The organism is Tautonia marina (assembly GCF_009177065.1).
GTDB lineage: Bacteria > Planctomycetota > Planctomycetia > Isosphaerales > Isosphaeraceae > Tautonia > Tautonia marina.
Genome location: NZ_WEZF01000003.1, coordinates 381,606 through 403,947, shown reverse-complemented (window position 1 = coordinate 403,947; position 22,342 = coordinate 381,606). Strand labels below are relative to the sequence as shown.

Sequence of the window (22,342 nt, the reverse complement as noted above, 5' to 3'; positions counted from 1 at the left end):
TGGACCCTCCGATCATGGCCAAGCCCCTTTCGCCCCGACAGCTCGACGCCAACCGCCGCAACGCCCGGAAATCGACCGGCCCGAAGACCCCCGAAGGCAAGGACCGCTCGCGACGCAACGGCCTGACCCACGGCCTGGCCGCCCGCGTCGTCCTGCCCGACGACCTCGGCGCCGATCTTGACCAGGCCCTCGACCGCTGGAACCATGAGACCGGACCCGACAACGTCGTCGAGGAACACCTCGTCCGACGCGCCGCCGTCGCCTCGGTCACCCTCGACCGCCTCGACGCGGCCCGCGAATCGACCCGCGCCGAGTCGGCCCGCGACGCCGTCCAGACCTGGGAACGCCGCCGCCAGGCCCGCGCCCGACGCAAGGCTCAGGACCTCGCCCGCGACCCGGTCGGCACCGTCGCCGATCTCGAAGCCTCCGCCTTCGGCTGCGACTGGCTCATCCGCCAGTGGGAACAGCTCGACGCCCCCTTGCGGCTCGGCACCGCCTGGACGCAGACAACCCTGCTCCGCGCCCAGCTCCTGCTCGGCCTGCCCGCCGAACACCCCGGCCCCGACGCCGAAGCCCCCGTCCGCCAGTTCTGGCGGCTCGCCTCGGCGATCACCCCCGACCGGCTCGCCCCGCTGCCGCCTCGGGCCGACGATCCCCCCCTGCCCCCCGATCCCGCCGCCGCCCGCGCCTCCCTCCGCGCCGCGATCGCCGCGCAAATCGCCCGGCTCGAATCCCTCCGCGCCGAGGCCTGGAACGCGGTCGAAGGCCCCGAATCCCACGCCCTGCTGATTCGTTCCTCCGCCGCCGACACCTCCCCCGACGGCCAGCTCCGCCACCGCTACGCTCGCGACGCCGACCGCTCCTGCAACGCCGCCGTGCGGCTCTATCTGAACCTCCGCGACCGCCGCCGCCGCGAACTGCTGGCCATCGCCAAGGAAGCCCGCCAGTGCGACACCCCCCGCGCCCCCGTCGGCGGCGGCTGGTGGCGTGAAGCCGACAGCGCCCCCGCCCCCCCCGGCTTCACCCGCCTCCCCGTCCCCTCCACCGAGGCCCACACCTCCCCAACCCTCGCCCCCGGGTGCGGGGGAGAGGGTGGCCGCAGGCCGGGTGAGGGGGCCGACGCCCCAACATACTGCGACGCACCAGCAGAACCCCCCTCCGACACTGCAGAACGGCACTTTCACGAAAGCATTGCCACAACGTTTCCTTACGCGGAGTTTACGCTCTCTTCCGCTCCCAGTGCCTTCGTGCCTGGATCGCAGGTCGAGCCACCCCGCAACGCATCTCTCACGCTTGGTTCAATGGTCGCCGACTCCCGCGCCACATCGCCCTCGATCGAATCGGCCCCGATTCCAACGACATCTCCCGAATCGTCCCGACGGAGCGAACCCATTTTATCCGCGAACCCTCGGGAGGGTCCGTGCTGTAACTCTCATGATTCAAGAGACTTAACGCGATCTCTCTCCTGGGGTGTTGACCGCCCACCTCAGCGCACCGACCCCTTGCCAACCCCTCGACTCCCCGGCGATCCGCCGGTCGAACCGCCGGCAAGGTGGGACGCTCGCGGTGAGAACCACCCGGCCGGGCCTCCTTCGCCCCGGCCGGTTCGTCGCCGCTGACCACGCTGCGATGCGCCGTCTTGCGATTGTGCCGCCGTGCTTCCTCAGGGGTTCCAGACAATCAGCCCGGAGAGAAGCCCACCCACAGCGACAAATCTCCCATCGTGACTAAAATCGAGGGCTTGGATTGGGTTCGGCTGCTTCTTGAACCGGTGAGTTACCTGAAGTGTTTTCCAGGCTCTCAGGTTGACCTCTCCCTCCGAGGTTCCCACGGCAACCGTTGTCCCATCGGGAGAAAGTGCGAACGAGGTCAGCCGATGATGCTCGTCGAGCAGGACCTCCGATTCCTCCTGGTTCAACGCCCACCTTCGGAGCTGTTGGTATCCGACATCCAGCCAGAGCACCTGATCATCGCCGGGCAGAAACTCCAGGGTTCGAACAATACTGCGCGGAGCCAAGCGCAACTGCTGCCGGGGCTCGCCGCTCGGAAGGTCGAAGACCAGGAGCCTTCCCCCCTGGGAGTCGAGTCCCGCCGCCGTCACCGATCGGGAATCGGACGACACGTCGAGGGCCGTAATCATTCGGAATCGTGTTTCGTGAACCTTACGCAACTGTCCCGACGCCACATTCCACAGTGAGAGGCTTCCCGTGACATCTGCTGAGACCAGCGTCTTGCCGTCAGGCGAGAATTCGAGAACCGAGATCGACGCCTCCCGATCATGCAGGGTTCGTGTCCGCGTCCGAGTCTTCAGGTTCCAGAACACGATGCGACCGTCCCAGGTTCCCCAGGCCATGAGGTCCCGATTCGGCGAGAAGGCCACACATTTGATCTTCTGGTCCCTTCCCCCCCACTCATCCCAGGGGCGATCCTCCGGAAGCTCCCAGAGCGTCAACCGGCCACTCGTATCGCACGAGGCGATCTTCAATGCCACTGGAGAGAAGCAGAGCGACTGGATCGGAGTGGACGGCGCCTTCAGGGACCGGACATTCTTCAAAGATGGGCCAGAGCGTTCTCCGGTCATGACGAACAGAACGACCAGGCTGGTCATCCCCGACATCAGCCAACCGTTCGTCAGAAGCCTGATTCGCCCCGTTCTCCCGATCGACTGCGCAGGACGGCGAATCCCTTCCGGGATCCCAAAGCCCTCACAAGATCGTCTTGGATCTTCCATCGTCACTCCTTTGCATCAAAGCATGGGAGATCAACCCTCTAAGATTGCCCCTCCAAACGAGGAGCAAAACCGCGACACATTTTCAGCGAATCATCACACACATGCATTCGCCCTCGCGCGTTTGCAAAGGCGGCTCATCGGCACGCATGTCACAATGGCCCCGAAGGCTCGGGCGATTCCGGCCTTCGAGGCGCCTCGTCAAAAAAAAAGACCCCAACCCGATCGATCCTTACACCCGCCGTTGCGCCGGATCAAGACCGGACCGCTCGATCCGGCCCGATTCTGAAGCGGTTCCTCGTCATCCCGACGCGGTCAAGTCGGACCCGGCCCTGTCTCGTTCTCTGTTCGTTTGATCAGAAGGTATAATGGACCAAGGGTGTTGCGTCCGAAGGAGCGATCGAGATGGGAATGATCCGGGAACTGTCGCCGTCCGTCGTCAACCAGATCGCCGCCGGCGAGGTGGTCGAGCGGCCTGCGAGCGTCGTCAAGGAACTCCTTGAAAACGCAATCGACGCCGGGGCCACCCGCATCGAGCTGACCGTCGAGCGAGGTGGGCGCGACCTAATCCGGATCGCCGACAACGGCACCGGGATCAGCCGAGAGGATCTTCCCCTCGCCTTTCGTCCCCATGCCACAAGCAAGCTCTCCGAGGCCGACGACCTGCACCGCATCCGGACCCTCGGCTTTCGAGGCGAGGCCCTGGCCGCCATTGCCGAGATCTCCCGGGTCCGCTGCCAAACCCGCTCGGCCGATGCCGAGGTCGGCTCGGAGCTGGCGATCGAGGGGGGTGAGCATGCCGAGATCCGAGACTGCGGCTGCCCCGTCGGCACGGTCATCGAGGTCCGCAACCTGTTCTTCAATACCCCTGTTCGCCGCACCTTCCTCAAGGGAGACTCGACCGAAGCTGGTCACGTGGCCGAGATGTTCACCCGGATCGCCCTGGCGCACCCGACCATCCACCTGACCTTCCGCTCCGGTTCCAAGACCCTGCACGACCTGCCCCCCGTCACCGGTCTCAAGGATCGGGTCGCCGTCTTCTTCGGTCGAGAACTGGCCGACGCCCTGCTCTGGGTCGAAAGCGAGGTGAACGATATCCACCTCTGGGGATACGTCGCCCACCCCTCGCAGAGCCGATCGAGCACCAAGGGGCAGTACCTCTTTGTCGGCGGCCGTTTTGTCCGCGATCGCTCCCTCGGGCACGCCCTGACCGAAGCTTATCGCGGCCTGCTCATGGTGGGTCGCGTGCCGGTCGCTTTCCTTCACCTCGATCTTCCGCCCGAGGAGGTCGATGTGAATGTCCATCCCACCAAGGTCGAAGTTCGCTTCCGAGACTCCCAGCGCATCTATGGTCAGCTCCTCCGCACCGTCCGCCAGACCTTCCTGACCAGCGACCTGCACAGCCGACTCCAGGCTCCGCCTTCCCGTCCCGAGCCGAACCCCCCCGGTCCCGCCGAGTCGGGTGCGGTGGGGGGGCCATCGGCTCGGGACCCCGGTTTCGCGCTCCGGTCCGATCCGATCGACCGGCAGACGGTCGCCTCCTGGTTCCCCCCCTCCACGGGGGCGGCTTCGGCTCCTCCTCCGCCCCGACCGAGCAACCTCGACGACCTCCCTCGCCGCGAGGAGCCCGAGTGGGCGAAGTCGCTGCCACCGACCCCGACCCCGTCGCCCTCCTCCTCCTTCGACGAGTTCGCCGAGGAACCGGCGAACCCTCCCGCCGAATCAACCGAGCCGACTTCGGCGGTTTCTGCCTCCGAGCTTCCTGCCGTGTCTCCGGCGTCGACGACCTCCGGCGTCCCCGTGCAGAATGTCGGCGGCCTTCCTCCCCGAGCAATCCAGGTCCACGACAGCTACCTGATCGCCGAGACCGAGGACGGGATGGTGGTGATCGACCAGCACGCCCTGCACGAGCGCATCCTGTTCGAGGAGTTCCGCTCCCGGGTCGAACGCGGTGGGGTCGAGTCGCAGCGTCTGCTGGTTCCCGAGCCGGTCGAGCTGGGAGCCGATGAGGCGGCCGAGGTCCTCGAACGCCGAGACGTTCTGGCCAGGCTCGGCCTGGAGGTCGAGCCGTTCGGCGGCGGAACGGTTCTGGTCGGCAGTGTTCCGGCGATGCTCGGCTCGGTCAGTCCCACGCGATTGCTCCGCGATCTGGCCGATCAACTGGTCGGCCGCCCGGTTCCCCCTTCGGCCGACGCGGTTTTGAACGACGTGCTGAGCCTCATGGCCTGCAAGGCCGCGATCAAGGCCGGCCAACGCCTATCACCCGATGAGGTTGCGGCCCTGCTCGCCCGGCGCCATCTGGTCACCGACGCCCACCATTGCCCCCACGGCCGACCGACCGCTTTGATCTTCACCAAGGAGGAGCTGGAAAAGCAGTTCGGCCGCGTCTGACCCTCGCGCCGATGCTGAGGAGTTCCGATGACTTTCGCCTTCCCGGTTGCCGTCGTATGATGAGACCATCATTCCCCTTCACGGGCGGCGGTCGTTTCCTGGGTCACCGTCGACATCGTTTGCCCGATCAACCTTCCCTTGATGACTGACTGAGCCGGAGCGTTTCCCGATGATCTGCGTCACCCTCGGCCGAGGCCGGCACCGCACGCTGCTGGAAGAGTGGGGCCAGGCCGCCGAGGCCGGTGCCGAGCTGGTCGAGCTGCGCATCGACTGCCTTCGCAGCGAGATCAACCTCAAGCGCCTTCTGACCGACCGCCGCACCCCGATCGTCTTCACCGTGCGCCGAGGAGCCGACGGCGGCCTTTGGCGGGGCAACGAGGAAAAGCGACTGCTCTTGCTCCGCGAGGCGATCGTCACCGGCGTCGAGTACGTCGACCTGGAGCTGGACATCGCCAGGTCGATCCCTCGCTTCGGCAAGACCAAGCGGATTGTCAGCTACCACAATTTCCGCGAGACCCCCGCCGATCTGGATGCGATCGCCGATCAGGCCCGAGAGGCCAATGCCGATGTGATCAAGATTGCCACCATGGCCAAGTCGGTCGGCGATGCGAGCCGCATCCTGGAGGCCGCGGCTCGGTCGTCGGAGAAGGTCCCGACGGTCGGTATCGCCATGGGGCCGCTCGGGGTGTTTACCCGGGTCCTGGGTCGCAAGTTTGGCGCACCGTTCACCTATGCCGGCTTCAACCCCGAACGGATCTTCGCCCCCGGCATGCTCCAGTTCGACGAGCTGCACCGCGATTACGGCTACGATCGAATCAACGCCGAGACCGAAATCTATGCCGTCATCGGCGACCCGATCGCCCATAGCCTCAGCCCGGCCGTCCACAACGCCGCGTTCCAGAAACTGGGAATCAACGCGGTGTATGTCCCGCTCTTGATCCCAAACGGGAAGCTCAAGGATTCGCTCGATGTTCTCTCATGGCTTGATTTGAAGGGAATGAGTGTCACGATTCCCCACAAGGAGGCCATCCTCCCCTTGCTTCGCCAGGTCGACGGCGCGGTCGATCGGCTCAAGGCGTGCAACACCGTCGTCATCAAGAACAATGTCTGGACCGGCCACAACACCGACTACCACGCGGCCATGAGCGTCTTGGAGGAAGCCTACGGCGGCTCGACCAGTGACGAGATGAGTGTTTTGATGGACAAGCAGGTGCTGATCCTCGGCGCTGGCGGTGTGGCCCGGACGATTGCCTATGGCTTGACCCGTCGCGGTGCCGGTGTCGCCCTGACCAACCGCGACGATGAGCGCGCGGCCCGCGTCGCGGCCGAGGTGGGGTGTCGACATATCTCCTGGGCAGCTCGGGCGAGCACTCCCTGCGACATCCTGATTAATGGAACCCCGGTGGGGATGCATCCGAACGTCGATGACTCGCCGGTCCCCCCCGCGGCCTTCCGCGCGGGGATGGTGGTCTTCGATACGATCTACCATCCCGAAAACACGATGTTCCTGAAGCTCGCTCGCGAGCGCGAGTGCAAGACAGTGACCGGAGTGGATATGTTCGTCCGGCAGGCGGAACTCCAGTTCGCGCTCTTTACCGGCCGGAATGCCCCGACCGACCTGATGCGACAGGTGGTTGCCCGGAAACTGGGAGTCACCCGCGACTGAGCTTCAGGAACCGGTAGTGGTTCGGTTCAGCGATCCTCGACAATCGGTTGCCGCTGCATCGCTTCCAGCCCCGCTCCCCAGGTGAAGCGGTGCAGCCCGCCGGACCATCGGGAGTGGGGTGCCACCCCATCCGGCCCGATTGTCACCGCCGAAGCTCCCACAATCACCCCGAAGCCGACCGCCAGCAACCACGGCCACCACCCCCGCCAACCGATCGCCGCGTGTTCCTCCTGGAGCCGGACCATCGGACGACGGACGACGAGCATCCCCAACGCCACGAGGGCACCCATCGTCGAAACGACTAGACCGGTCAGAAAGCCGGCCGGTCGATATTGGAAGACGATCTCATGGCCCCCCTCGGGAACCAACACGGCCCGGAAGTTGACGTGGGCCGGGCGAATTGGCACGGCCTGGCCGTCGAGCGTCGCCGACCAGCCAGGGTCGAACGTGTCGGCCAGAAACAGGTACGAATCGCTCGTCGATTGCGTTCGGATGACCACGCGCTCCGGGATCTCCTCGATGATTTCGGCGGTTCCCGAAGGCTCGGCGTCGATCGGCAAGGGGCGGTCAGGATCTTCAACGACCAGTTGATCCCGGATCGCCGGGCCCAGTTCATTGAGCAGCGCGACGGCCTCGTCCTCGTCGCTCGCGTAGATGGGACGGCCCATCAACCGAGCGCGCGGCAGTCGGTCGGGGTTCGAAAAGACGTAAGCCGTCCCGATCTTTTCCGGAGGCGGCCAGTTTGCCACCTGGCCCGAGAATCCATAAAGCAGGTGCGAGACGCTGGCGACGGTCGATTGCTCGACCACTTCGACCGTCGCATCCATGTAGCGTTTCCAGCGCGAGGGGATCATCGGGGTTTCACCCATCAACGAATCCAGACCGAAGACGGGGGGCAAGCTCCAGGCGAGCGTATCCCGAACTGGCATGAAGTCGATCGGGAACGAGGCGTAACCAGGCTCTCCGGCCGAAAAGCGTCCAAATCCCGAAACGCGTTGATGCTCGGGGTCGGCCAGGATGAACTCGGCCGACTCGGGCGGAACAGTCCAGTAGCTTGGGTCGATAGTCGGGGCATCGTGCCAGTGCGAGCCGAACAGGTCGGCCATGACGAGCACGGGCAATGCCGCGGCCAGCAGTGTCCGCCGCACGCCCGACGCGCGAGCCGCCCAACCGGCCAGGAGCAGGCCGGAGAGGGTGAGCAGGCCCGTCCGGAGGCCCGCCTGGGTCAGCTCCTCGCCGAGCCATCGGTAGCGGTCCTGGTGGTACGGCTTCGGCCAGGGGTCAGGGACGGCGAAGGCAGGGGCGTAGACGATCGTCATGATCGGAACCGACGCGAGCACCAGAACCATGACGGTCAATCCCGCCCATCGGAGCCGGACGCGGCCCGGTCGGGCGAGACGATCGGCCCCAATCGCCGCCAGAGCCGCCACGGCCAGCGAAACCCACAAGTGAAAGCGCACCGGAATGCGAGAACTACCCAGCACGGGAATCCTGTGCGCGTAATCCATCAGGAAGGTGAATCGGCCGAGCATCAAGAGCGTTCCGACCGTTGCCAGGATCGGCCAGAAGGCCCCCCAGCGGTTGCGGCGTCCCGAAAGGCCGATCACGGCCAGGGCGATTCCGAGCACGCTCATGTAGGTGTTCATCTCATGGTACGGGTAGAACCCGTCCATCCAGTCGGTGTCTCGGGCTCGGGTGCCGTAGGCTTCGCGGAGGACCAATGTGGGCAACAGCTCGGGGCTCCACGAGCCGTAGGTCAATCCTTCCCAGGTCAGACCCTCGGCGCGGGGAGATCGGTCGAGCAGTTCCTTCGAGGGAATCCACTGCACGCTCGACAGGATTGCGCCCATCACCGGAATGCCCGCGGCAACTCCGAGCGCAAACAACCGATTGCGCGTGCCCCGCTCGATCGAGGCGCGATACAATCCATAAACACCCAGGAGCATGCTGGTCAGCAAGAAGTCCTGAAGATGGCCGGCGAAGATCTGGCAGGCCATTGCCAGTCCTCCCAGGGCGACGGCCCGCAGCCGCCCCCCCTGCCAGGCACATTCGAGGGCCCAGACCGCCAGGGGAACACTGGCAAGGGCGTTGACCATGCTCGTGTGGATCAGATGCGCCCACATGAAGCCGCTCAGGCCGAAGATCGCCCCGCCCGTCAGGGCGCCGATCGGCCCAACATGTCGCCGGAGCCAGCCGAAGGTGCCCACACCGGTCAGCCAGATCGAGAAGACCGTATCAAGCCCGAACGCCTTCCAGGTTTCCATCCAGGGGTAAAACAGGTATTTGAATGGATGGAAATATCCGGCCTGGCTTTCGCTGTAGAGCGGCATCCCGCAGTAGAGGCCGGGGAACCATCGAGAGAACCGACCGGCCTTCAGTTCGCTGGCGAAGAAGTCGCGATACGGGAGGTTGATCTCGGTGACGTCGAAGTAGAAGAGCGCCGCCTTCATGGCGACCAGGTCCCAGAAGAAGGCCGCGATGGCGGCCGTCCAGACGAGCAGAGCCAACACGTCTCCCCCGCCGAGGGGGCGGGAGGCTGGGGTCCAGGCGGATTCGAGGGGCCGGTCAGCTTCGATCGGTTCGGTCGCCACGGTCGCGGAGTCTCAGGGGGTGATGAGGGTGATTTGATCCAGTTCGTTCGGGACGCGTCCCTCGCGTCGCCACGATTCGATCAGCATGGCCCGCCAGTCAGGAGCGGGATCGAGCACCACCAGGGCTCCTTGCCTCGGCTCCAGGCCGCTCGACCAGCCTTCAAAGCGGTTGGGGAACCTTGGGGATGGTACGCCGACGACTCGTCCACCCGAGAGGAAGGCAATCCGGTAGACCTTCCAGTAGTCGCCGAACACGTGCGAGGTTCCAGAGGGCAAGACGGTCGCGCCGGCCGGGACGGCGGGTTCTTCGCCGTCGGCAGCCACCGGTTCTTGATCCTGGAACACCACGAGCTGCTCCGACGAGGCAGACGTTCCTCGGAGCAGGTCGATACTGAGCCAGCCCAGGCCGACGTACCACGAGACGACGCTCGCGGTCATCACGGCCCCAACAAGGGCGGAAAGAAACAGAGTTCCCGCCCAGGCGGCTGCTCCTCGTTGGGCAATCGATCGCATCAGGAGGCCAAAGCCGAGCGACCAGGGAACAAGCAAAAAGATGATGTAACGGTAGTTGTCCGAATTGAAAATGTTCCGATTGATCACGAACGCAAGGAGGATCAATCCCGCCGAGATCAAGACCCCTTGTTGTACCGCCCGCGCCGCGGAGCCCGGTGGCGATCGATCCAGAATTAGCCGGGCGATCGCCGCGACAAAGAGCAAGAGGCCGAGGGCCGTGGCATACGGCCCGGCGTTGAGCGAGGGGGAGGGAGCCTCCGGGCCTTTCCTGGTCGGTTGGCCGAGATCGGTGAGCGCTTCCGGAGAGGGTTCCAGGCTGGGAAGTTCGTGGCCGACGATAAGCCGAGGGACGCATTCCATGACCAGAATGCGAGTGTGATCGACCAGCACGTCGGGCTGGAAGATGGGTGTGAATTGCTGGCCGTACGCATCGTACGGATCGGCACGTTTGCCGAGTTCCCGAGGAGCCACGCCGAGGACCAAGCCCAGCACGAAGACCACCGCCGCCACCTTCCCGGCGTTCGACTTGCCACGAACCGACCACGAGACGATCGCCGCCGGCACGAGTCCGGCCAGGGTAACAAGGAACATCGTATCGACATAGAGGCCGAGTCCGCACCAGAGGCCCAGCAAGCCCGATCGCCAGGCCCCTCCTTTTGCGAGACACCCGACCATCCCCGCAAAGGCCGCCGCGTGCCAGGCGAGGGTGAGCAGGTGGCCCCCGGTAATCCGTCCCGAAAGCCAGACCGTTCCGACCGACGAGAAGACCAGAGGGACGATCGCCCAGCAGGCCACCCCCGCGCCGAAGGCTCGCCAGGCCAGGACGAAGGTGGCCGTGATGACCAGGAGCCAGGCCACCAGTCCACCACTGACCAGCGTGGCCGGACTCACTCCCCAGATCAATGCTTGGGGATACGAGAGCAAGACCGGCAGGATGCCCATGTGAGGGGTGCCGGGGTAATGCCATCGCCAGGTGCCGTTGACGGCGTCGAGCAAGGTCAAGCCATCGACGGCGAGGTCACTATCGAGGTGATCGGCCGCCGAGAGGATCAAAGGGATCCTTACGACCGAGGTCCAGAGCAGGCCCATTGCTAGCACCAGCCAAGGCCATCGAGGAGATCGGACGGGAATCGGCGAAGCGTTGGGGGTGGTCATTCGAGAAGCGCCGAAGCGATGAAAGGGCGGGCGAGAATGAGGGAGGATCAACGGATCAGGGAACAGCGCGGTGTGATCGCGGCCGAGGAGGTTCCGTGGCAGGTCTTGCCCGGGTCATCGGGGTTCGCGTCGTCCCGGCTTCGGAGGCTTGCCCCGGTCTCGCTGAGTCGGACCGTCTGCCGGGTCGATGAGGGTGCCGTCGATCCGGAGGGTGGCCAGGATGGTGTCCCAGACCTGGCGGCAGCGAGGGGCATCGTTTTCCCAGAAGTCGAAGGTGATCAAGGGCTGGAGGGTTCCGCATCGAACGAGACAGGTGCGGGAGAAGGCGGGGCGGGCCTCGTTCGGGTCCATGAAGCGGATCTCGGACCAGGCAGCCTCGATCGGACCGCGTTGAAACGTGATGATCTCTCCTCGTTCGAGGACGAACCGGGTTTCCTGTTGCAGGAGCGTTTCGATCATCGACGAGAGCGAAAGCCGACTCCAATCGACGTTCGGGTTCAGGTCGAAGATGGTCATTTGCAAGGTGCAGTCGTCGTCGGGGGGCTGGCGGTCGTGCAGCCTGAGGGTCCCGTGGTCATCGGGAATCACGACCCAGTCGTCCGGGTAGTCGAACGGCACGGCGCTGCGATCCGTCACCAAAACGTCGCAACCGACGCGGGTTTCCCGGCCGTGCTCGTCCTTCAATCGAAGTGGCTTTTTCACCCAATCGGCCATGACGGAAAACTCCGGAAGCGATCGGATCGTGGATATCCGTCAGACGAAGAACTCGGCAACATCGCAGCGAAAGCCGGGGAGTTCGGGAAGCTTCTCGACCGTGTCGTCCGGGCCGAGGACCATCGGGACCGGGTCGGCGGCGCGATCGATCCTCAAGGTCCGACGTTCCGGATACAAGACCCAGACCATGGGGACCCCTGCGTTGAGGTACTCGGAAATCTTTTCACCCAACTTGCCAGGGCGGTCGCTTGGGGAATAGACCTCCACCACAAGATCGGGAACGACGGGGGGAATGCCCTCGACGATTTTCGACTCGGGCAATCGCGCATGAGTGAAGTAGCACACGTCGGCCCCGCGCACCGAATCTGGCGATCGCTCGGTTTGAACGGCAACGTCATTCGTGGCCACGTAACCGTGCCCGGTTTCGATCCCGAAACGTTCGAGGATCATCGCGGTCTTGAAACAAATGCGACCGTGTCTTTGACCAGCGGGTGGTACGTCGAGAATCTCCCCTCGAACAAGTTCATGCAAACCGTCGCCGAGGTCCATTTGCATGAACTGTTCAGCGGTGATCAGGCTGGGCTTGGTCTCGGTCGCCATCGGTTGGCTCCGAAGAGGGGAGAGTGTCCAGGTCGGGTTCGGATTGCGTCAGACGGCGCCGGCCATGGCGTCGAGCTGGACGACGGCGCGGCCTTGCTCCTTGGCCAGGTACTCGCGGCCTTTCTTGATCCGGATGAGATCCCAGGGAAGCACCTCGTCGACGCCTCGGGTGCGGTGGACGTAAAAATCAAGGTCGATGCCGAGATCCTCGAAGGTTTGCCACCAGAGCTGGGGGTTGAAGTGTTCTCGCCAGGCGTCGAGCCGGGCCCCGCGGCGCCAGGCTTCTTCAAGGGCGGGGGCCAGGCGGCGGTCACCTCGGGTGAGGACACCTTCGAGCATACTCGTGTCAATGTCGTGGCACTTGATCTTGACCGATCGCATTGAGACTTTCGATCGCAGGTACTTGTGAGCCCATTCGAAATACTCGCGCCGTTGCATGCCGTTCCATTGATAGGGGGTGGCTGACTTGGGCACGAAGTTCGAGACGCTGGCCGTGACCTCGACGTAGCGGCCGGTTTCTTCCTTGCCGATCCGGGAGATGATCTCGGCCATCTCGACGATGCCATCGAGATCGACCGGCCGTTCGCCTGGCAGGCCGCACATGAAGTAGAGCTTGACCTTGCGCCAGCCGCGTCGGAAGGCTTCGCGGCAACCGTCGTAGAGATCTTGATTTTTGACGGGCTTGCGGATCTGCTCGCGCATGTCGTCGCGGGCAACCTCGGGGGCGAGTGTCAGGCCGCTGCGTCGGCCTTCTTGCAGGAGGGCCGGGATCTTCTTGAGCATCTCGGTGATTCGCAAGCTCGGCAGCGAGATCTTCACGCCGAGCGGGGTGAAGACCTCGCTCATCCGGGTTACGAGTTCCTCGAACTTCGGGTAGTCGCTGGTCGAGAGGGAGAGCAGGCTGATCTCGTCGTACCCGGTGTTCTTGTAGGTCTCGAGCGCGGCGTTGACAATGGTTTCGACCGAGCGATAACGAAGCGGTCGTTTGATGGTGGTACTTTGGCAGAAGCGGCACTGCCAGGGGCAGCCTCGCATGATCTCGATGGCGATGCGATCGTGGGCCGTTTCGACGTAAGGGACGACGGGCCTGGTGGGCAAGGGAGAGGCGTCGAGGTCGGTCTCGACGCATTGACGGATCGAATCGGGCACGTCGTCTCGGGTCCGGACGGTGTCGATCTGGATGCCGTCTTCGTTGTAGATCGGCTCGTAGAAGCGAGGGACGTAGGCCCAATCGACGGTGCTGGCGATCCGGGCGAGCTTCTCGGCCCGGCTGAGGCCCGAGCCTTGCATCGCCTTCCACTGTTCGCTGACGAAGGGGAGGCTCGGCTCGCCGTCGCCGAGCACAAACAGGTCAATGAACGGGGAGATGACTTCCGGGTTCTGAGCGCCGGGGCCTCCGGCGATGACGAGGGTATCATCCGGCCCTCGGTCCTCGGCATGCAGGGGGATGCCGCCAAGGTCGAGCATGGTGAGGATGTTCGAGTAGCTGATCTCGTACTGGAGGGTAAACCCGAGCACGTCGAAGCGATTCAAGGGGGTGAAGGTTTCGAGGCCATAGAGGGGAACCCCGTGGTCCCGGAGGGCGGCCTCGAAGTCGGGCAAGGGGGTGAAGGCCCGTTCGCAGGCCCAGCCGGCCTCGTTCATGATGCTGTAGAGCACCTGAAGGCCGTGGTGGCTCATCCCCATCGCGTAGGTATCGGGAAAGGCGATGCAGACGGAGCCTCGGCAGCGGCGGTGGTCCTTGCGAACGCTGTGCAGCTCACCGCCGAGATATTGCGCCGGCATCTGGACGTTGGGCAGGATCCGGGAGGTCACGAGGTCTTTGAGCGGCGTGTTCAACATCGTGATCGTGCTTCGCTGCGGTCCAGGAAACGCGGCGGGGCGAGGCCGCGGGGATCGGAAGAAGCAGGGATCGCCGCCCGGAGCGTCTCCCATTGTGAGGCGCACTCCGAACCATCCATGCGATCAACGGGTATCCCCCTGCTTCGGAACCATCATACCCGGCCGAGCCTCGGTTTGGACAGTTCCTGTGCCTTCGGCTCGCGAGTGGCGGTTGCTGGTCGATCGAAACGATTTTCTTTCGATCGGCGCGAAGAATGCGTCGCCTGTCGATTCTCAACGGGCACTCTGCGATGATCGGCAGGGGGCTGATCGGCGGTCGGATTCCATCGAGGAGACCACGAAGATCGTCCGCAAGGCCGTCTCTGGGAAGGAATTTTGAGTTCATGAAAACGCCATCGAATCTCCTGATTCAAGTCTGGGACAGGTTGCGGTCGAGCCTCTGGTTCGTGCCCAGCCTCCTTGTCTCGGGCATGATCGCGCTGGCGATTGTGCTGGTTTACGGCATCGGCACACTCAACGAGACGATCGTGGAGTACTTCCCGAAGATCCTGGGCGCCGGGGCCGATGGAGCCCGGGGCCTGCTGACGGCGATTGCCTCGTCGATGATCACGGTGGCCGGCGTGACGTTCTCGATCACGATCGTCGTGCTCTCTCAAACGGCGAATCAGTACTCGCCTCGAATCCTCCCGAACTTCATGAGAGATCGGTTCAACCAGGCCGTGCTCGGGACGTTTGTGGGAATCTTTGCCTATTGTTTGGTCGTCGTCCGGACGATCCGAGGCGGCGACGACGAGTTCGTCCCGTCGCTGGCGGTCTTCGTCAGCGTCGTGCTGGCGTTGATCGGAGTGGGCGTGTTAATTGCGTTCATTCATCATATTATTGCCTCAATTCAATCCGGGCAGATCATTGCCGAGGCGGCCGTCGAGACGCTCCATGCGGTCGATCACCTCTTTCCCGAGCCGATCGGAGAGCCTCTACCGGAGGACGGTGATCCTGCGATCGCCCGATTCCTCGGAGAGACGGCATGGCTGCCGATTCCTGCCAGGAGGTCCGGCTATCTCTGTCGGGTCGACAGCAACCTGCTGATCGAGCTGGCCGAACGCTTCAACGCCGTGCTTCGTATGGAGTATGCGCCGGGAGATTTCTGCGTGGTCGGCATGCCGTTGGTTTCGCTCGCAAGCGTGCCGGTATCGATAAGCCCGAGGGGGGAGGTTGAGAACCGACGCGTTCTGCTCGACTCCATCGACGGAGAGCAACAGCGCGACGAGGCGAAGATCGATCAGCTCGCCAAGGACCTCGATGGCCTGTACAGCTTCGGCCGGAACCGGACCGTTGGGCAGGACGTCGGCTTCGGCATTCAGCAAATCGTTGACGTTGCCTTGAAAGCGCTCTCGCCGGGAGTTAACGAGACGACGACCGCGGTCACCTGCATTCATCATCTGACCGTCATCAACTCCCGGCTCGCCGCTCGAAAGATCGAGACCCGGCAACGGGCCAAGGACGGCCGATTGCGGGTCATCGCCCAGCGGCCGACCTTCGAGAGCATCCTCGATCAGTCGTTCGATGAAATTCGGCGGAACGCGGAAGGCAATGTCACCATCCTGGAAGAACTGCTTACTGCCATGCAGACGATTGGTGTGTTCGCCCGCGACGAGCATCGTCGTCGGTCCGTGCTGCGGCATGTCGATACGATTGCCGAACTGGCCGACCGGAGTGTGGTGGCACCATCGGATCGCGCCGTGATGGAACCGCGGATTCGGCAGGTCCTCGAATCGCTTGGCGATCCGAACGCAGGCTCCTGGACGATGGGCGCCAAGCCCTCGAACGCGATTGCCCCACCAGAGGGTCGCAACGAAGTCAATGGCTCATGACCGCAGGACGGCAACAGACGATCGCCGTGGGACGGGCGTTTCCCTATGATGGAAGCATCACGTTTGATCGCGGCGTTCGGACGCGCTGGGCCGCTCACGAGGCTTCATCGAGACGATTCACCATGATTCGCCCCGCCCTTCTGTGGTTCGTTCTGATCGCGTCGGCCGGCTGTGCCGATCGTCCCGATCAGACCCCGCCTGCCCAACCGGTCGAGTCTGATGAGGTGGTGTCGGATTCGGCGTCGGTCGGTGACCCGCTGCCGACGCTCCGGGAATCGACTCGGATCGAGACGCACTGATGAGAAACGCGGAGGAGCTGACGTTGGCTGACGATCGCCCCCTCGTGGCGCTGACGATGGGAGATGTGGCCGGAGTCGGGCCCGAGGTGATTGCCCGCGCCTGGCCCGATTCTCCCCTGCGAGACCTGGCTCGGCCGGTCGTGATCGGCTGCGCCGAGGCCTTGCAACGGGCGGTCGGCTCGTGCGGTCTTGATCTGGAGGTCAGGCGGGTCGATCGTCCCGAAGCGGCCGAGCCGAGCGACCGGGTGATTCCTTGCCTGGAGGTTCCGGGGGTCGATGTCCTCGACGTGCCGCTGGGGAAGGTGGATGCTCGGGCCGGTCGGGCGGCGTATGAGTTCCTGATTACCGCCATTGATCTGGCCCTCGCCGGTCGGGTGGACGCGATCACGACGATGCCGCTGAACAAGGAATCGCTTCACGCCGGAGGGGTTCCGTATCCGGGACACACGGAAGTCCTGGCCGATCGCTGCCGCGTTCCTCGCCACGCGATGATGCTCTATCTGCCCCCTCGAGACGGATCGAGCGGAGGGCTGGGGGTGATTCACGTGACCTTGCATGTCCCCTTGAGCAAGGTGTTCGATCTGCTGACGGTGGATCGGGTGTTTGAGACGATCCTGCTAGCGTCCGACTCGATGCAGCCGTTGCTGGACGGGCGGGCGCCTCGGGTGGCGGTCGCGGGCTTGAACCCGCACGCGGGGGAGCACGGTTTGTTCGGCGATGAGGAGATCCGGATCATCGCTCCGGCCGTGGCAAGGGCCCTGGCCGAGGGGGTGGCCGTCGAGGGGCCGATCGCGGCCGACACCCTCTTTGCCCGCGCCCTCGACGGCGAGTTCGATGCCGTGGTTGCCATGTATCACGATCAGGGGCACGTGGCGCTGAAGACGATCGGCTTCGATCGGGCGGTCAACATCACGCTCGGCCTGCCGATTGTCCGGACGAGCGTGGCGCACGGGACGGCCTTCGACATCGCCGGCATGGGAATCGTGCGGACCGACAGCTTGATCGCCGCCGTCCGGGTGGCAGCGCAGCTTGCGAGGCCGAGGCTCAGCGTCGGATGAGGCGGACCGAGGACCAGTCGGTCGTGATCGCCTCGGGCCAGAGGGATCGGACGTCGGGATCGGCCCAGCCGAGGTCCGGATCGGGTTCCAGAATGACTCGGAGGCGAATCTCCCTCGGCCGATCGAACGTCTCGGGGGGCAAACCGATGACGGGGCCGAGCGCGACCTCGATCGGGCCGAGGTTCTGGCCGCCCGCCCTCTGCTCCGAGGTGACGACCACCTGACCGGCGCTGGCTCGATCGGCGATGCCTTCGAACTCGATCGTGATGCGATGGGCCAGGTCGCTCGGCAAAGGGCCGTGGATCTGGAGCACCGGCGGATCGCGGACGACGAACTCCCCCGGCAAATCCAGGAAGCGAGGTCCGTCGTCTTCGGGAGTCGAGGGAGCCGAGAGACGGATCGCGGCGGCGATTGCCTCGCCCTTCGAGGCGTCGGGCATGGTGAATAGGGCTTCGGGAGCAAGCCGCGGGTCGAACTCGATTTGGAACGGGACGTGAGGCGGTTCGGCCTCCCAGTTCGAGGTGAGGCGAGGCCCGGTCCGCCCTGTGGCCTTGAGGATCAGGCGATGCGGGCCGTTGGTCGGGAAGTCGCTCGGGTCGATCGTGAACGAAGCGCGACCGCTTCCGGCCCGCCAGTCACTCGGCATTTCGAGGGCGGCCCGCTCGGCCCCGGCGACTCGGTGCGACCATTCGAGGTCGTCGGGCTGGATGCCGGGTCCGCCCTCTTTGAGGAACGGTAGGCCGTAGGTGACTTCGATCGGAATGGGAGCGGTCATGGCTCTCGGGTAGCGGCGTCGGGCGCGCCAGCGGACGTCGAACCCTCGGGTGAGGACGGCTTTTTCCTCCTCGGGGATCAGGTCGTCGTGGGCCCAGACGATCGCCAGGGCGCGACCGGCGGCCGATCGAATTTCGGGGGTCGGCCCCTCGGCCAGCAGGCGGAAGAACTCGATGAGGCCGGAGCGGCCGTGCTCGGCGGCGGCGACGATCTCGTCGGGAGTGACATCCGGTTCCGCCAGACGATCGACCGCTTTCCTCGCCCGGTTCGCCATCAAGAGGCGACGGCCGCCGCCGATCAGGACGATCGAGCCGAGCACGAACAGAACGGTCGTCCTCGGGTCGGCCAGCCAGCCCCAGTTGCGTCCGCCCTCGGCCTCGGCCGCTTGCTGTGCGAGCAAGAAGACGGTTTCGATCATCGGTCGTCCCATTCGCCACGTACTCCGAAACCCGAACCGCCGAAGCTCGGTCCGCTTCGCCGCCGAACCAAGGCCGATTGGCCCATTGTAGAAGGGACCGGCGACGATCGGCAGGCCGAGCTGCCGGTGGTTTCGTTCGGAAGCCGATCAGCCGATCCGGCCGAGACGGACGGCGTCGTCGATTTCTTCGGCCGTTGGGAAGCGAAAGTCCTCGTGGCCGATCACCAATCCCGCGGCGGCCGCGGCCCGCCGCGCGGCAAGTTCGATGACGCTGGCCTCGACCTGTCCGGTCTGCCAGCCGGCATCGAGCAAGGTGGTGAGCAGGGTCGAGGCGTAGGCCTCTCCGGCCCGGTTCGTGTCTCGGGGGGGATGATCGCGGGGGAAGGCCGGCTCGTGGTGATCTCGAAGGGCTCCGGACGGGTCGTGGAAGCGGACGATCCCGCCATTCGGGCCGTCGGTGATCGAGAGGATCGGGATGATTTCGGCCACCGCCTGCCGATCGGCCAGCGCCTCCCACTCGTGCCGGTTGCAGCAGAGCAGATCGACCCGATCGGCAAACGCGGAGAGCGGCGGATCGGTGTCGGTCATGTTCTTCAAAGTGGGGGCGAAGACCCGGACGCGGGCCGTGACCGATTCGAGGGCCGATCGAACCAGCCGGTTCGTCAACGAGGCGACGATGAGGACGTCGAAACCCTCGTCCCGTGGCCCCGGATAATCGGAGAGTGAGGCGTGGCATCCTCGGAAGCCAACCGGGAGCTTGTCACCGTACGGACCGCTGGTGACCAATAGGGTCCAGTCGGCCTGAACGTCAGGAACCCGGATCGGATGATGCCGGATTCCCTGCTCGGCCAGCATCGAGGCGATGCGAGCCGAGGTCGGGTCCGATTCCGGGCCAAGTGCACTGACCAGGAGCCCCCCCAGTGCCGAGGCAAAACCGGCTCCCATGCCCCCCAGGTCGTCTTGCCACTCGATTCCCTTGACCATGTGAACCGAGGATCCCTTCCCCTGGAAAACGCATCGATCGAGGTCGATCCGCGAGGGAAGCTCCTTCGGCCAGCCTTCGGGCAGCTCGATTTCAAGGTGAACGTCGTTCGGATCGGTCAGGCGAAGGATCGTGCTCGGTCCGCTCTCGCCCGCCCATTTCCCACCGACGCTCAGATCGAGCGGTCCCGCGTTGAATTGGGGAGGCACGAGCGGGCGATCGACCCGGAGCACGCGATCGAGGTAGGCGGGACCGAACACAAGCACGCGACGCGACATCAGAGCGGCACCTCAGGAGCGGGACTCCCCGGGGCGATCCGAGCGCGAACCGATCGCCAGGCCGGGGCCTCTCATGCTATCATCGCTCGGGAACCTCCTCCAGAGAACGAGATCGAAGGACGGAAAGACGTGGCAGACGTGCTCGAAGGGGCCGCCCCCGAGGAACTGGAGCACCCGGTCGATAATGCGCCGGTGCGGTCCTTTGCCCACAACGGAATGACGATCGAAGGCTACTCGCGGGCTGCCGTGCAGACCTACTGGCGCGTGCCGGAGTTGAAGCTCGGGTTCGACCTCGGCTTGCAGCCCTGGAGCTTCATGAGTACGCCCACCTGGTTCGTCTCGCACGGGCATCTCGACCACATTGCCGCCCTGCCGGTCTACGTCGCCCGCCGTCGCCTGATGAAAATGGAGCCGCCGACGATCTACATGCCCAGCGAGATCGTCGAGCCGGTGCATGCCCTGCTCCGAGCCTGCCAGCGCCTCGACCGGGGGAAACAACTGGCGAACGTGGTCGGTCTGGAGCCGGGCATGGAAGTGCAACTCGGCCGCGACCTGATCGTCTCTGCCGTGGCGACGAAGCATACGATTGCGTCGCTCGGTTACATCGTCTGGGAGCGTCGGAAGAAGCTCCTGCCCGAATATCACGGCCTCTCCGGCCCCGAGATCCGCGATCTCCGCCTCTCGGGAACCGAGGTGACGAAGGAGATTCGTCTGCCTCGTCTGGCCTACCTGGGGGACACGAACCCGGTGGGCCTCGACCAGAACCCCGAGGCCTTCGATGCCGAAGTGCTCATCCTGGAAATGACCTTCGTCGCCAAGGGAGAACGGCCCGACCGCATCCACAAGTACGGCCACATGCACCTCGATGACTTCGTGGCCCGCGCCGACCGCTTCAAGAACGCCTGGATCATCGCCTCGCACTTCTCGACCCGGTTGCATCCCGACCTGATCCAGAAGATCGTCACCCGCACCCTCCCCGAAGGACTCCGCGAGCGGGTGAAAATCTGGCTCTGAACCGCGGCGAATCCCGTCGAAGCCGCCGAACCCAAGCGGCGATCAACCGGTCAACCAGACCCAACCCTCGCGGACCTCGACCGGGAGGCGAGGGACCCCCTCGCCTCCTTCGACTCCCAGGCATCGGCCGTCAATCAGGGAGAATCGCCAGCGGTGCAAGGGGCAGACAACCGCCCCTTCCTCGATCCAGCCGTTCCCAAGCGAGGCCCCGGCATGCGGGCAACGATCGTCCAGCGCGACGATCCGATCGCCGTCCCGGAACACCGCGATGACCCGATCCTCAAGACGGACCACCCGCCCCCGGCCTTCGGGAACGTCCTCGAATCGACAGACGGCCACCGATCTCCGCACCAGCCTTGCTCCCTTTGGTCGATCCGGTTTTCTCAGCGAACGAAACCCTTCGGAGTTGCTGATCCGACGGTTGTCTGGGTATCGTAGAGAAGAGTCGATCCCTTCGCTAACAAGTTCCTTGCTCAGAGGACGCCATGCCGTCGCGACGCCGATTTCTGGGGGGCCTGCTGGCCTCGTCGGCGACGTGCTGGGGCTCGGGGTGCAATCTCGGTCGAGAATCGTACGCGGAAACGGTCTGGGGGATTCACGGAACCAAGCCCGGCTGGCTGCAAAAGCCTCGGGTGGCCGCTTTTGATGCCGACGATCTTCTCTACATCGCCGACCTGACCGACCGTATCCAGGTCTTCGATCGAGACGGCACCTTTTTGCGACACTGGCGGACCCCAGACCTGAATATCGACGGCCCGAGTGGATTGACGGTCGATCGCCTGGGGCGCGTCCTGGTGGCCGATACCCATTTCTACCGTATCCTGGTGTATGATCGGTACGGGTCGCTCCTGTTTCAGATCGGCGACGGGATTCAGGGATCGACCCCCGGCCGGTTCGACTATCCGACTGACGTGGTGATCGACCGCGACGGCTGCTTCTACGTCAGCGAGTACGGCGAAAACGACCGCATCCAGGTCTTCTCTCCTGATGGAGAATGGCTTAGACAGTGGGGGGGGCATGGGCACCGCCCCGGTCAGTTTGTCCGACCCGCGGCGCTCGACATCGACGAGGACGATCGCCTTTACGTCGCCGACGCCTGCAACCATCGCATCCAGATCTTCGACACCCAGGGAGAGTTGATCGACCTCTGGGGTTCCCGAGGTTCCGAGCCGGGCCAGATCAACTACGCCTACGATGTGGCAATTGGGCCGGATGGCCATCTGGCAGTCTGTGAGTATGCGAACTGCCGCGTCCAGAAGTTCACCCGAGACGGCCAGAGCCTTGGCACCTGGGGACGCCCCGGTCGAGGCCCCGGAGACCTGAACAACCCGTGGGCGCTGGCGATCGACAGCCAGGGAGCTGTCTCGGTGATCGACTCGAACAACCATCGTGTCCAGCGGTTCCGGTTCTGATTCCGCAGCGATCAGCCCCAAGTGACTGGACTGCCC

General features: G+C 64.7%; 16 protein-coding genes and 1 pseudogene. 8 read left to right on the top strand and 9 right to left on the bottom strand.

The window, feature by feature from the left end:
• A pseudogene (locus tag GA615_RS27375) lies at positions 1 to 1,619 on the top strand (hypothetical protein); the annotation flags it as partial.
• A gap of 44 nt (positions 1,620 to 1,663) precedes the next feature.
• On the opposite strand, the gene GA615_RS06120 reads toward GA615_RS27375, so the two are convergent.
• On the bottom strand, positions 1,664 to 2,608 hold the full coding sequence (locus GA615_RS06120) for a WD40 repeat domain-containing protein (protein ID WP_161602197.1): 945 nt from the start codon (positions 2,606 to 2,608) through the stop codon (positions 1,664 to 1,666).
• Positions 2,609 to 3,133: 525 nt separating this feature from the next.
• On the opposite strand from GA615_RS06120, the gene mutL reads away from it, so the two are divergent.
• Together mutL and aroE are read left to right on the top strand one after the other, a co-directional pair.
• The gene (gene mutL / locus GA615_RS06115; RefSeq protein ID WP_152050376.1) at positions 3,134 to 5,119 is read left to right on the top strand and encodes a DNA mismatch repair endonuclease MutL; all 1,986 of its coding nucleotides are present in this window, start codon (positions 3,134 to 3,136) and stop codon (positions 5,117 to 5,119) included.
• 169 nt (positions 5,120 to 5,288) lie between these two features.
• Complete coding sequence (gene aroE, locus GA615_RS06110; protein ID WP_152050375.1) at positions 5,289 to 6,785, top strand: shikimate dehydrogenase; 1,497 nt, start codon at positions 5,289 to 5,291, stop codon at positions 6,783 to 6,785.
• A 26-nt stretch (positions 6,786 to 6,811) separates the two neighbouring features.
• Here aroE and GA615_RS06105 read toward each other — a convergent pair whose 3' ends face one another.
• The 5 genes from GA615_RS06105 to GA615_RS06085 all read right to left on the bottom strand — a co-directional run bounded on the left by GA615_RS06105 (position 6,812) and on the right by GA615_RS06085 (position 14,200).
• Positions 6,812 to 9,376: a YfhO family protein gene (locus tag GA615_RS06105; protein WP_235905135.1), complete on the bottom strand. Its 2,565-nt coding sequence runs from the start codon at positions 9,374 to 9,376 to the stop codon at positions 6,812 to 6,814.
• Between the two features lie 12 nt (positions 9,377 to 9,388).
• On the bottom strand, positions 9,389 to 11,044 hold the full coding sequence (locus GA615_RS06100) for a hypothetical protein (RefSeq protein ID WP_152050374.1): 1,656 nt from the start codon (positions 11,042 to 11,044) through the stop codon (positions 9,389 to 9,391).
• 114 nt (positions 11,045 to 11,158) lie between these two features.
• On the bottom strand, positions 11,159 to 11,758 hold the full coding sequence (locus tag GA615_RS06095; protein ID WP_152050373.1) for a hypothetical protein: 600 nt from the start codon (positions 11,756 to 11,758) through the stop codon (positions 11,159 to 11,161).
• 39 nt (positions 11,759 to 11,797) lie between these two features.
• On the bottom strand, positions 11,798 to 12,358 hold the full coding sequence (locus GA615_RS06090; RefSeq protein WP_152050372.1) for a Uma2 family endonuclease: 561 nt from the start codon (positions 12,356 to 12,358) through the stop codon (positions 11,798 to 11,800).
• Between the two features lie 48 nt (positions 12,359 to 12,406).
• Complete coding sequence (locus tag GA615_RS06085; protein WP_152050371.1) at positions 12,407 to 14,200, bottom strand: TIGR03960 family B12-binding radical SAM protein; 1,794 nt, start codon at positions 14,198 to 14,200, stop codon at positions 12,407 to 12,409.
• A gap of 383 nt (positions 14,201 to 14,583) precedes the next feature.
• On the opposite strand from GA615_RS06085, the gene GA615_RS06080 reads away from it, so the two are divergent.
• Genes GA615_RS06080 through pdxA form a run of 3 tightly spaced genes read left to right on the top strand, consistent with a single transcriptional unit; the run spans position 14,584 to position 17,428 of the window.
• Positions 14,584 to 16,071, top strand: a complete 1,488-nt coding sequence (locus GA615_RS06080) for a DUF2254 domain-containing protein (RefSeq protein ID WP_152050370.1) — start codon at positions 14,584 to 14,586, stop codon at positions 16,069 to 16,071.
• The gene (locus GA615_RS06075; RefSeq protein ID WP_152050369.1) at positions 16,068 to 16,370 is read left to right on the top strand and encodes a hypothetical protein; all 303 of its coding nucleotides are present in this window, start codon (positions 16,068 to 16,070) and stop codon (positions 16,368 to 16,370) included. The genes GA615_RS06080 and GA615_RS06075 overlap by 4 nt, the downstream gene beginning before the upstream one ends.
• A complete protein-coding gene (gene pdxA, locus GA615_RS06070) occupies positions 16,370 to 17,428 on the top strand; it encodes a 4-hydroxythreonine-4-phosphate dehydrogenase PdxA (protein ID WP_235905133.1) in 1,059 nt (352 codons plus the stop codon). The genes GA615_RS06075 and pdxA overlap by 1 nt, the downstream gene beginning before the upstream one ends.
• On the opposite strand, the gene GA615_RS06065 is transcribed toward pdxA, so the two are convergent.
• Together GA615_RS06065 and GA615_RS06060 are read right to left on the bottom strand one after the other, a co-directional pair.
• The gene (locus GA615_RS06065; protein ID WP_152050368.1) at positions 17,415 to 18,632 is read right to left on the bottom strand and encodes a hypothetical protein; all 1,218 of its coding nucleotides are present in this window, start codon (positions 18,630 to 18,632) and stop codon (positions 17,415 to 17,417) included. The genes pdxA and GA615_RS06065 overlap by 14 nt on opposite strands.
• Before the next feature lie 135 nt (positions 18,633 to 18,767).
• A complete protein-coding gene (locus GA615_RS06060) occupies positions 18,768 to 19,880 on the bottom strand; it encodes a PfkB family carbohydrate kinase (protein WP_152050367.1) in 1,113 nt (370 codons plus the stop codon).
• A 138-nt stretch (positions 19,881 to 20,018) separates the two neighbouring features.
• Here GA615_RS06060 and GA615_RS06055 point away from each other — a divergent pair, with 138 nt between their 5' ends.
• The gene (locus tag GA615_RS06055) at positions 20,019 to 20,894 is read left to right on the top strand and encodes an MBL fold metallo-hydrolase (RefSeq protein WP_390622216.1); all 876 of its coding nucleotides are present in this window, start codon (positions 20,019 to 20,021) and stop codon (positions 20,892 to 20,894) included.
• Positions 20,895 to 20,936: 42 nt separating this feature from the next.
• Here GA615_RS06055 and GA615_RS06050 read toward each other — a convergent pair whose 3' ends face one another.
• Positions 20,937 to 21,245 (bottom strand): Rieske (2Fe-2S) protein, encoded by a 309-nt coding sequence (locus GA615_RS06050; RefSeq protein WP_152050366.1) that lies wholly within the window; start codon positions 21,243 to 21,245, stop codon positions 20,937 to 20,939.
• A gap of 134 nt (positions 21,246 to 21,379) precedes the next feature.
• Between GA615_RS06050 and GA615_RS06045 the strand changes: the two genes are divergently transcribed.
• A complete protein-coding gene (locus tag GA615_RS06045; protein WP_152050365.1) occupies positions 21,380 to 22,306 on the top strand; it encodes an NHL repeat-containing protein in 927 nt (308 codons plus the stop codon).
• The last annotated feature ends 36 nt before the right edge of the window (positions 22,307 to 22,342 follow it).